1 protein-coding gene is annotated in these 12,259 nt (G+C 75.1%); it reads left to right on the top strand.

The window, feature by feature from the left end; genetic code table 11:
* Positions 1-41 precede the first annotated feature (41 nt).
* On the top strand, positions 42-12,245 hold the full coding sequence (locus tag ACTEI_RS15570) for a non-ribosomal peptide synthetase (protein WP_122978328.1): 12,204 nt from the start codon (positions 42-44) through the stop codon (positions 12,243-12,245).
* The last annotated feature ends 14 nt before the right edge of the window (positions 12,246-12,259 follow it).

The following is a 12,259-nucleotide window of genomic DNA, read 5'->3' on the forward strand; positions in this document are numbered from 1 at the left end:
CCCTCTCTCTCAAGCCTTTCTCTGAAAAAGAGGAGATATCCGTGACCCAGGCGCGCATCGAGGACATCTGGCCGCTGTCGCCGCTGCAGGAGGGACTGCTCTTCCACACCGTCTACGACGACGAGGGGCCGGACGTCTACGTGGGCCACTGGATCCTCGATCTCGACGGCCCGGTGGACGCGGCCCGGCTGCGCGCGGCGTGGGAGGCGCTGCTGGCCCGGCACGCCGCGCTGCGGGCCTGCTTCCGGCAGCGCCGGACCGGCGAGACCGTGCAGGTCGTCGCCGGCCGGGTGGAGCTGCCGTGGCGGGTGGTCGACCTGGCCCACCTCGACGATCCCGAGCACGCCGTGCGGGAACTGGCCGACGAGGACCGGCTGAGGCCCTTCGACGTCGCGAAGCCGCCGCTGCTGCGGCTGACCCTGATCCGGCTCGCCGACGACCGGCACCGCCTGGTGGTGACCTGCCATCACGCGGTCATGGACGGCTGGTCGTTGCCGATCGTCTTCGACGAGCTGACCGCGTTGTACGCGGCCGGCGACGGCCCGGCACAGCTGCCGGCGGTGACGCCCTACCGGGAGTACCTCGCCTGGCTGAGCCGGCAGGACAAGCCGAGCGCGCTGGCGGCGTGGGCCGCGGAGCTGCGTGGCGCGCAGGAGCCGACGTTGGTGGCCCCCGCCGATCCGGGACGGGCGCCGGGCATGCCGGAGAGCGTCGAGGTGCAGCTGTCGCCGGAGCTCACCCGCTCGCTGGCGGAGCTGGCCCGTGGCCGGGGGCTGACGCTGAACACGGTGATCCAGGGCGCCTGGGCGCTGGTGCTGGCGCGGCTGACCGGCCGGACGGACGTGGTGTTCGGGGCGACGGTGTCGGCGCGTCCGGCGCACCTGCCCGGCGTGGAGGCAATGGTCGGCCTGTTCCTCAACACCGTGCCGGTGCGGGTACGGCTGCGGGGTTCGGCGCCGGTCGTCGAGATGCTGGCGGAGCTGCAGAAGCGGCAGTCCGCTCTCATCCCCGAACAGTTCGTCGGACTGGCGGACATCCAGAAGGCGGCCGGGCCCGGCGCGGTCTTCGACACCCTGCTGGTCTTCGAGAACTTCCCCCGCGAGCTCGACGATTCGCGCTCGGCCGACGCGTTCGGCATCCGGGTGCACCAGGGCCGCGAAGCCGCGCACTATCCACTGACGCTGGTCGCGGTCCCCGGCGAGTCGATGCTGTTCAAGCTCGACTACCTGACGGAGCTGTTCGACGCGGCCACCGCGGCGTCCATCCTGGAACGGTTCACCCGGGTCCTGCGCCGGCTGACGGACGCGGGCGAGCTCACGGTGGCCGCGATCGACGTGACCAGCGCGGCGGAGCGCGACCGGGTGGCGCGATGGGGCGCGGCCGTCGGTGCGCGGCCGGACCGGCTGGCGCTGGACCTGTTCGCACGCCAGGTCGCGCAGCGCCCCGACGAGGTGGCGGTCGCCGATGGGGACCGGGTGATGTCGTTCGGGGAGCTGGCCGAGCGCGCGGACCGGCTCGCCGGTCACCTCAGCGCGCGCGGGGTCCGGCGCGGGGACCGGGTGGCCGTGGTGATGGAGCGGTCCGGCGAGCTGATCGCGACGTTGCTCGCGGTGTGGCGGGCCGGGGCGGCGTTCGTACCGGTGGATCCGGCCTATCCCGCGGAGCGGGTGAAGTTCCTGCTGACCGACGCGGAGCCGGTGGCGGCGGTGTGCACGGCCGCGTTCCGGGCCGCCGTGCTGGACGGCGGGCTCGAGGCGATCGTGGTGGACGATCCGGGGACGTGGCCGGCGGTGGCGCCGTGCCCGCCGGTCCCCACCGGACCCGACGACCTCGCCTACGTGATGTACACCTCGGGCTCGACCGGGACGCCCAAGGGCGTCGCGGTGTCGCACGGCGACGTCGCGGCGCTGGTCGGCGACCCGGGATGGCGGACCGGTCCCGGCGACACCGTGCTGATGCACGCCTCGCACGCGTTCGACATCTCGCTGTTCGAGATCTGGGTGCCGCTGCTGTCCGGCGCCCGGGTGATGATCGCCGGACCGGGCGCGGTGGACGGCGCGGCGCTGGCCGCTCAGGTGGCCGCCGGGGTGACGGCCGCGCACCTGACCGCGGGCGCCTTCCGGGTGCTGGCCGAGGAGTCGCCGGAGTCGGTCGCCGGGCTGCGCGAGGTGCTGACCGGCGGTGACGCGGTGCCGCTGGCGGCGGTCGAACGGGTGCGGCGGGCGTGTCCGGACGTCCGGGTGCGGCACCTGTACGGCCCGACCGAGACCACCCTGTGCGCCACCTGGTGGCTGCTCGAACCGGGCGACGAGACCGGCCCGGTGCTGCCGATCGGTCGCCCGCTCGCGGGCCGGCGCGTCTACGTCCTCGACGCGTTCCTGCGGCCCCTGCCGCCCGGGACGACCGGCGAGCTGTACGTCGCCGGGGCCGGTGTGGCGCAGGGCTACCTGGGCCGCCCGGCGCTGACCGCCGAGCGGTTCGTCGCCGACCCCTTCGCTCCCGGTGGCCGGATGTACCGCACCGGCGACCTGGCGTACTGGACCGAGCAGGGCACGCTGGCGTTCGCCGGACGGGCCGACGACCAGGTCAAGATCCGTGGCTACCGGGTGGAGCCCGGCGAGGTCGAAGCGGTCCTGGGCGGCCTGCCGGGTGTCGCCCAGGCCGTGGTGTGCGTCCGCGGCGAGCACCTGATCGGTTATGTGGTGGCCGAGGCCGGCCGGGACCTCGACCCGGAACGCCTGCGCGCCCGGCTCGCCGCGACCCTGCCCGAGTTCATGGTCCCGGCCGCGGTGCTGGTGCTGGCGGACCTGCCGCTGACGGTCAACGGCAAGGTGGACCGGCCGGCCCTGCCCGAGCCGGACTTCGCCGCCAAGTCGACCGGCCGGGCCCCGGCCACCGCGGCCGAGCGGATCCTCTGCGACGTGTTCGCCGGCGTCCTGGGCCTGGACCGGGTCGGCGTCGAGGACAGCTTCTTCGCGCTGGGCGGCGACTCGATCTCGTCGATGCAGGTGGCCGCCCGCGCCCGGCGCGAGGGCATCGCCCTGACCCCGCGGCAGGTGTTCGAGCACCGGACCCCGGAACGGCTGGCCGCGCTGGCGCCGGCGGCCGGATCGGCACGACCGGACCGGTCCGCGGCGGATGCCGGCCTCGGCGAGATCCCGTGGACGCCGGTGATGCGCGCCCTCGGCGACGACGCGGTGCGCCCCGGCTTCGCGCAGGCCCGAGTCGTCGTCGCGCCGGCCGGCCTCGACCCGGACGCGCTCACCGGCGCCCTGCGGGCGGTGCTGGACACCCATGACGTGCTGCGCGCGCGGGTGGAGCCGGACCGGCGGCTGATCGTGCCCGAGCGCGGCGCGGTGGCCGCGGCGGACCTGCTGACGCGGGTGGCGGTCGACAGTGACGGCATCGACGCCCGCGCCGAGCGCGAGGCGGCGACGGCGGCGGGCACGCTGGATCCGTCGGCCGGGATCATGCTGCGGGCGGTGTGGCTCGACGCCGGCGACGCCGAGCCGGGCCGGCTGGCGCTCGTGGCGCATCACCTGGTGGTCGACGCGGTGTCGTGGAGCATCCTGCTGCCGGACCTGCAAGCGGCGTACCAGGAGGTGCTCGCCGGCGCGACCCCGGCTCTGGAACCCGCGGCGACGTCGTACCGGCAGTGGGCGCGGCGGCTGACCGAGCAGGCGTCCAGCCCGAGCACCCTGGCCGAGCTCGACCACTGGGTCACCGTGCTGGACGCGGCGGAACCACCGCTGGCGGAGCACCACGGGCAGGCGCACTCGTGGTCGGCGACCCTGTCCGGCGCCGTGGCGGGCCACCTGGTCAGCCGGATGCCGGGCGCGTTCCACTGCGGGATCCAGGAGGTGCTGCTCGCCGGCCTGGCCGCGGCGGTGGCCCGCTGGCGCGGCGACGACGCCGGGGTGCTGGTGGACGTGGAGGGCCACGGCCGGCACGCCGCCGACGGCGAGGACCTGTTGCGTACGGTGGGGTGGTTCACCAGCGTGCACCCGGTCCGCCTGGACGTCTCCGGCGTCGACCTGGCGGCCGCGGCGGCCGGCGACGCGGCCGCGGGTGAGCTGCTGAAATCGGTGAAGGACCAGGTCCGCGCGGCGCCCGGCGACGGGTTCGGGTTCGGGCTGCTGCGCCACCTCAACCCGGACACCGCCGAGCGGCTCGCCGCGTTGCCCGCCCCGCAGATCGGGTTCAACTACCTCGGCCGGTCCGGGGTGGCCGCCGAGGCCGTCCCGTGGCAGGTGCGCGGCGGATCGCTCGGCGCCGGGGAAGCCGGACCGGACCTGGTCCTGGCACACCCGCTGGAGGCCGGCGCGGACGTGCGGGACACCCCGGACGGCCCGCTGCTGCGGCTCACCCTGGACGGCCGGGATCTCGCCCCGGTCACGGTGGAGCTGCTCGGCGAGGCCTGGCTGGAGTTGCTGACCGGTCTGGCCACCCACGCCGGCGACCCGCGGGCCGGCGGGCACACCCCGGCCGACTTCGACCTGGTCGAGGTGACGCAGCGGGACGTGACGGCGCTGGAGGCCGCGGCGCCGGGCCTGACCGACATCTGGCCGCTGTCGCCGCTGCAGCGGGGCATGCTCTTCGAGCGGGCGCTGGACGAGGACGGCGTCGACGTCTACCAGAGCCAGCGCATCCTGGACCTCGACGGGCCGCTCGACGCGGACCGGCTGCGCGCGGCCTGGCGGACGCTGGTCGCCCGGCACGAGTCGCTGCGCACCAGCTTCCATCAGCTGGAGTCCGGCGAGACGGTGCAGGTCGTCGTGGACCAGGCGGACATCGGCTGGCGGGTGGCCGACGTGTCACACCGGGCTGAGGCGGACGCGGCCGCGGAGGTCGGACGACTGCTCGCCGAGGACCAGGCGCAGCGGTTCGACGTCACCCGGGCGCCGCTGCTGCGGCTGTTGCTGGTCCGGCTCGGCGCGGACCGGCACCGGCTCGTGGTGACGTCGCACCACATCGTCCTGGACGGCTGGTCGACGCCGATCATCCTGGGCGAGATGTCGGCGGCGTACGCGGGTGCGCCGAGCACGGCGACGGCGCCCTCGCCGCGGGACTACCTGGCGTGGCTGAACCGCCAGGACGACGCGGCGACCCGCGCGGCGTGGCGCTCCGAGCTCGCCGGCTGCGACGAACCGACCCTGGTGGACGCCGACGCGGACAAGACCATGGTGATGCCGGGGGAGCACTGCGAAGGACTGTCGGAGCAGGCCACCCGCCGTCTCACCGAGTTCGCACGGGGTCATGCGGTGACGCTGAGCACGATCCTGCAGGGCGCCTGGGCGCTGGTGCTGGCGCGGCTGGCGGGCCGGACCGACGTGGTGTTCGGGACGGTGGTGTCCGGACGCCCCGCCGAGGTGCCGGACGTCGACCGGATGGTGGGGATGTTCATCAACACCGTCCCGGTCCGGGTGCGCCTCGACGGCGGCCGGCCGGTGCTGGACCTGCTGCACGACCTGCAGGCACGCCAGTCCGCGCTGACCGAGCACCAGCACCTGGGGCTGCCGGACATCCAGCGGGCGGCGGGTCCCGGCGCGCTGTTCGACACCATCATGATGGTCGAGAACTACCCGATGGACGCCGCCGGCCTGGGCGGCGAGGGTGGTGTCAGGATCGGCTCGGTCCTCACCCGGACCGGCACCAGCTATCCGCTGACGATGAGCGCGAGCCCCGGCGAGCGCCTGCAGATCCGGGTGTCCTACCGGCCCGACCGCATCGAGCGGGAGACCGCCGCCGAGGCGGCCGGGCAGGTCGTACGGGTCATCGAACGCATCGTGGCGGAGCCGTCGCTCGCGGTGGGCCGCCTGGGTGTGACCGGCGAATCGGTGCGCGAGCGCGTGGTGGAGCGCTGGAACGCGACCGGCGTGGCGGCCGGCGGGTCGTCGGTGCTGACCGGGTTCCGGCGGCGTGCGCGCAGCTCACCGGACGCGGTGGCGGTCAGCGGCGGCGGGCGGACCCTGTCCTACGCCGCCCTGGACCGGGAATCCGACCGGCTCGCGGGGCATCTGGCCGGCCGGGGTGTGCGGCGTGGCGACCGCGTCGGCGTGGTGATGGAACGCGGCACCGATCTGTTCGTCGCCCTCCTCGCGATCGGCAAGGCGGGCGCGGCGTACGTCCCGGTGAACCTGGACTACCCCCGGGACCGGATCGAGCGGATGCTGACCGACGCCGGCGTATCGGTGGCGGTCTGCGTGCAGGCGACCAGCGGCGCGGTGCCGGACGGCCTCGCGCCGGTGGTCATGGACTCACCGGCGATCGCCGCGGCGCCGTCCGAGGCCCCGCCGATCACGGTGGGCGCGCACGACCTGGCGTACGTGATGTACACCTCCGGGTCCACCGGGGTGCCGAAAGGCGTCGCGGTGCCGCACGGCAGCGTGGCGGCGCTGGCCGGTGACCCGGGCTGGTCGGTCGGCCCCGGCGACGGCGTGCTGATGCACGCCCCGCACGCGTTCGACGCGTCGTTGCTGGAGATCTGGGTGCCGCTGCTGAGCGGGGCCCACGTGGTGGTCGCGGACCCGGGCGCGGTGGACGCGCAGCGGCTGCGCGAGGCGATCGACCGCGGGGTGACCACCGTCCATCTGACGGCCGGGTCGTTCCGGGTGCTGGCGGAGGAGTCGCCGGACGCCTTCCGCGGACTGCGGGAGGTTCTGACCGGCGGCGACGCGGTGCCGCTCGCCTCCGTCGTACGGTTGCGCGAGACCTGCCCCGAGATCCGGGTCCGGCACCTCTACGGCCCCACCGAGACCACCCTGTGCGCCACCTGGCACCTGATCGAGCCGGGGGTCGCCACCGGCGACACCCTGCCGATCGGCCGGCCGCTGGCCGGGCGGCGAGCGTACGTGCTCGACGCGTTCCTGCAACCGGTGGCCCCGAACGTGACCGGCGAGCTCTATCTGGCCGGCGCCGGGCTGGCGCGCGGCTATCTGGGCGCCGCCGCCGCGACCGCGGAGCGGTTCGTCGCCGACCCGTTCGCCGCCGGTGAGCGGATGTACCGCACCGGGGACCTGGCGCGCTGGACGGAACAGGGCGAGCTGCTGTTCGCCGGCCGCGCCGACGCCCAGGTGAAGATCCGCGGCTACCGGGTCGAGCCGGCGGAGATCGAGGCGGCGCTGACCGCGATCCCCGAGGTCGCGCAGGCGGTCGTGGTGGCCCGCGAGGACGGCCCGGGCGAGAAACGGCTGATCGCCTACGTCACCGCGGCCGGGCAGCCGGGACCGGACCCCGCCGCGGTACGCGAACACCTGGGCGAGCGGCTGCCGGAGTTCATGGTGCCGGCCGCGGTGGTGGTGCTGGACGGCTTCCCGCTGACGATCAACGGCAAGATCGACCGAGCGGCCCTGCCCGCCCCCGAACGCAGCGGGAAGCCGGCCGGCCGCGAGCCGCGTACCGAGGTCGAGCGGGTGTTGTGCGACCTGTTCGCCGACCTCCTCGGGCTGGACCGGGTCGGGGCCGACGACAGCTTCTTCGAACTGGGCGGCGACTCGATCGTGTCGATGCAGCTGGCCGCCCGCGCACGTCGCGAGGGCGTCGTCTTCGGCGCGAAGGACGTCTTCGAGCAGAAGACGCCGGCGGCCATCGCCGCGGTCGCGGTGCGCGGCGGTCAGCGGCCGGCCGGTCCCGACGACGGGGTCGGCGAGGTCGCCTGGACGCCGGTGATGCGGGGCCTGCTCGACCGTGACCCCGGCACGATGAACCGCAGCGCCATGGCGCAGTGGGTGACCGTGGGCGCGCCCGACACCCTGTCGCGCGACGTGCTGGCGGCCGGGCTGGGAGCCGTGCTCGACGCCCATGACATGCTGCGCAGCCGCGTCGTCGCGGCCGGGACGGAAGAGCCGCGGCTGGTGGTGGCGCCGCGGGGCGCGGTGCACGCGGCCGGGCTGGTGGACCGGGTCGAGGCGGGCGCCGGCGAGGTCGACGACCTCACCGAGCGCAGCGCCGCCGAGGCGGCCACGCGGTTGGATCCGGGCGCCGGCGTGATGGTCCGGGCGGTGTGGGTCGACGCGGGCCCCGGCCGCGTCGGACGGCTCGTGGTGGTGGCGCACCACCTGGTGGTCGACGCGGTGTCGTGGCGGATCCTGCTGCCGGACCTGCGCGCGGCGTGCGAGGCGGTGGCCGCGGGCCGGGAGCCGGCGCTCGATCCGGTGGACGTCTCGTTCCGGCGCTGGGCGCGGACGCTGACCGATCAGGCGGCCACCCGGACCGCGGAGCTGGCCACGTGGACGCGGATCCTGGGCGGGGCGCAGCCGCGGTTCGGCGCGCTCGACCCCGGACGCGACACCATCTCGACCGCCGGCCGCCGGACGTGGACGGTGCCGCAGGACCGGGCCGGCGTGCTGGTGGAGAGGGTCACCTCGGCCTTCCACTGTGGTGTGCACGAGGTGCTGCTGGCCACCCTGGCGGGCGCGGTGGCCCGATGGCGCGGCGGCGCCGCCGTCGTGGTGGACGTCGAAGGTCACGGCCGCCGGCCGCTCGGCGAGATGGACCTGTCGCGCACGGTCGGCTGGTTCACCGACGTGCACCCGCTCCGGCTGGACGTGACCGGGATCGACACGGCCGAGGTGATCGCCGGTGGCGGCGCGGCCGGCCGCCTGCTGAAGACCGTCAAGGAGAACGTGCGTGCCGTGCCCGACGGCGGGCTCGGCTACGGGATGCTGCGCCACCTCAACGCCGAGACCGGGCGGGTGCTGGCGGCACAGCCGGCAGCCGAGATCGGGTTCAACTACCTGGGCCGCTTCTCCGAGGGGCCCGGCGGTGACGTGCAGCCCTGGCAGCAGCTGGGGACGATCGGCGGTACGGCGGAGCCGGACATGCCGTTGCGGCACGCCGTGGAGATCGACGCGGCCGTGCTCGACGCGGCCGACGGGCCCCGGCTGGAGCTGACCGTCACCTGGGCCGGGCGGCTTGTCGGCGCGGCCGAGGCCGAGTCGCTCGGCAGGGCTTGGCAAGACGTGCTGGCCGGTCTGGCGGTACACGCCGGCGACGTCCGCGCCGGCGGGCACACCCCGTCCGACTTCCCGCTGACCGCGCTGAGCGGGCAGGAGGTGGCGCAGATCGAGGCCGCCGTGCCGGACCTGCTCGACATCTGGCCGCTCTCCCCGCTGCAGGAGGGCCTGCTGTTCCATGCCGTCGACGAGCGCGGCCCGGACGTCTACGCCAGCATGCGGACCCTGGCCGTCGACGGCCCGCTGGACGTGGCCCGGTTCCGCGCGTCCTGGCAGGCCGTGCTGGACCGGCACGCCGCCCTGCGGGCGAGTTTCCATCAGCTCGAGTCCGGCGCGGCCGTGCAGGCGATCGCCCGCGAGGTGACGCTGCCCTGGCAGGAGACCGACCTGTCGGATCTGCCCGAGGACGTGGCGCTGGCGGAGTTCGACCGGCTCGCGGCGCAGTTGCGCGACGAGCGGTTCGACCTGACCCGGGCGCCGCTGCTGCGCCTGCACCTGGTGCGTCTCGGCGAGCGCCGGCACCGGCTGGCCTTCGCGTCGCACCACATCTCGTGCGACGGGTGGTCACTCCCGATCGTCTCCACCGAGGTGATGGCGGCGTACGAGGGTCGCGGCCTGCCGGCGCCGACGTCGTACCGTGACTACCTGGTCTGGCTGGCCCGCCAGGACAAGGAGGCCGCCCGGCAGGCGTGGCGCGGCGAACTGGCCGGGCTCGACGAGGCCACCCACGTCGTGCCGCCGGACACGATCACCGCGCCGATCGCGCCGCAGCGGGTACGGTTCGGGCTCGACGACGAGCTGAGCCGGCGCCTGGTGCGGTTCACCCGCCGCCACGGCGTCACGATGAACACCCTCTTCCAGGGGATCTGGTCGTTGCTGCTGGCCCGGCTGACCGGCCGCGACGACGTGGTCTTCGGTTCCGCCGTGGCCGGGCGGCCCGCGGAGATCCCCGGCGTCGGGTCCGTGGTCGGGCTGTTCATGAACACGCTGCCGGTCCGGGTGCGCCTCGACGGCGCCGAACCGTTCCTGGACATGCTGACCGACCTGCAGCGGCGGCAGGTCGCGATGATGGCCCACCAGCACCTCGGGCTGAGCGAGATCAAACAGGTCGCCGGTCCGGGGGCGGCGTTCGACACGCTGGTGGTGTTCGAGAACTACCCGCGCCCGCCGCGCCCGTCCGACGACCCGGACGCGGTGGTCATGCGCCCGGCGGAGATCCCGGAGGACAGCGGGCACTACCCGGTGTCGATGCGCGCCTCCGAGGACGGCGGCGTCCACGGCGAGTTCATCTTCCGTCCGGACGCGTTCGACCGGGCCGAGGCCGAGGGGATGCTCGCCGCGATCATCGAGGCCCTGCGGCAGGTGGTGGCCGAACCGGGGATTGCGGTGGGGCGCATCGGTCTGGTCGGCGCGGCCGAGCGCCGGCAGGTGGTGCGGGAGTGGAACGAGACCGATGCGCCGCTGACCGCGCAGCCGCTGCCGATGCTGTTCCGCCGGCAGGCGCAGCGCTCCCCGGACGCGGTGGCGGTGCGCGACGCGGCGCGCAGCCTGTCGTTCGGCGCGCTGCTGGGCGAGGCCGAGGGGCTCGCCCGGCGGCTGGTGGCCTCCGGCGTACGGCGCGAGACCCGGGTGGCCGTGCTCGTGGAACGCTCGGCGGAGCTGGTGGTGGCCCTGCTCGGGGTGTCGCTGGCCGGCGGGGTGTTCGTGCCCGTCGACCCGGACTACCCCGGCGACCGGATCGCGCTGATGCTGGCGGATGCGGCGCCGCAGGTGCTGGTGTGCACGGCGCGGACCCGCTCGGTCGTGCCGGGCGACTTCGCCGGCGCGGTGCTGGCGCTGGACGAGCCGTCCGCGGCCGGCCCGCAGGTGTCGCTGCCGCGGGTGGCGGCGCGGGACGGGGCGTACGTGATCTACACGTCCGGGTCGACGGGTGTGCCCAAGGGCGTGCTGGTCACCCACGCCGGGCTCGGCAACCTGGCGAGCGCGCAGATCGAGCGGTTCGGCGTGACGTCGTCCTCGCGGGTCCTGCAGTTCGCCGCGCTCGGGTTCGACGCCGCCATCTCCGAGGTGTGCATGGCCCTGCTCTCGGGCGGGAGCATCGTGCTGGCCGACGCCGAGCACATGCCGCCGCGGGTGTCGCTGGGCGACGCGGTACGCCGGTGGGACATCACCCACGTCACCGTGCCGCCGAGCGTGCTGGCCGTCGAGGACGACCTGCCGGACGACCTCACCCTGATCGTGGCCGGCGAGGCCTGCCCGCCCGCGCTGGTGGACCGCTGGTCGCCGGGCCGCCGGATGATCAACGGCTACGGGCCCACCGAGACGACCGTGTGCGCGACGATGAGCTCCCCGCTGTCCCCGGGACGCGGCGCGGTGCCCATCGGCGGCCCGATCGCCAACATGCGGACCTACGTGCTCGACGCCTTCCTGCAGCCGGTGCCGCCGGGCATGACCGGCGAGCTCTACGTCACCGGGGTCGGGCTCGCCCGCGGATATCTCGGGCGTCCGGGGCTGACCGCGGAACGGTTCGTGGCCGACCCGTTCTCGCCGGGTGGCCGGATGTACCGCACCGGCGACCGGGCCCGCTGGACCGGCGACGGCGAGCTGGTCTTCGCCGGCCGGGTCGACGCGCAGGTCAAGGTGCGCGGATACCGGATCGAGCCGGGGGAGATCGAGGCCGTGCTGGCCGAGCACCCGGGGGTCGCCCAGGTGGTCGTCGTGGCCCGCCAGGACGGGCCGGGCGAGAAGCAGCTGGTGGCCTATGTCGTCCCGGCGGCCGGCCCGACCGCCGAGGCGAGCACCCTGATCTCCGCGCTGCGCGAGGCGGCGGCCGCCCGCCTGCCGGAGCACATGGTGCCGGCGGCGTTCGTGCCGCTGGACGCGATGCCGCTGACGCCCAACGGCAAGGTCGACCACCGGGCGCTGCAGGCTCCCGACTTCGCCGGGATGTCGGCCGGGCGGGACCCGCGTACGGCCTTGGAGGCCAAGCTGTGCGAGCTGTTCGCCGAGGTGCTCGGCCTGGAGCAGGTGGGCGCCGACGACAGCTTCTTCGAGCTCGGCGGCGACTCGATCACCTCGATGCAGCTGTCCACCCGGGCCCGCCGGGAGGGGCTGGAGCTGACCCCGTGGCAGGTGTTCGACGAGAAGACGCCGGAACGGCTGGCGGCGCTCGTCAAAGAGATCCCGGCCGACGGCGGGGCCACCGGGGCGCCGGAGCCCGCGGCGGGCACGCTCGTCGCGCTCTCGCCTGAACAGATGGACCAACTCGAGGCCGGACCGGCCGGCGAATGACCTCCATAAGGAGC

This window comes from Actinoplanes teichomyceticus ATCC 31121 (assembly GCF_003711105.1).
In the GTDB taxonomy this organism is placed as follows: Bacteria; Actinomycetota; Actinomycetes; order Mycobacteriales; family Micromonosporaceae; genus Actinoplanes; species Actinoplanes teichomyceticus.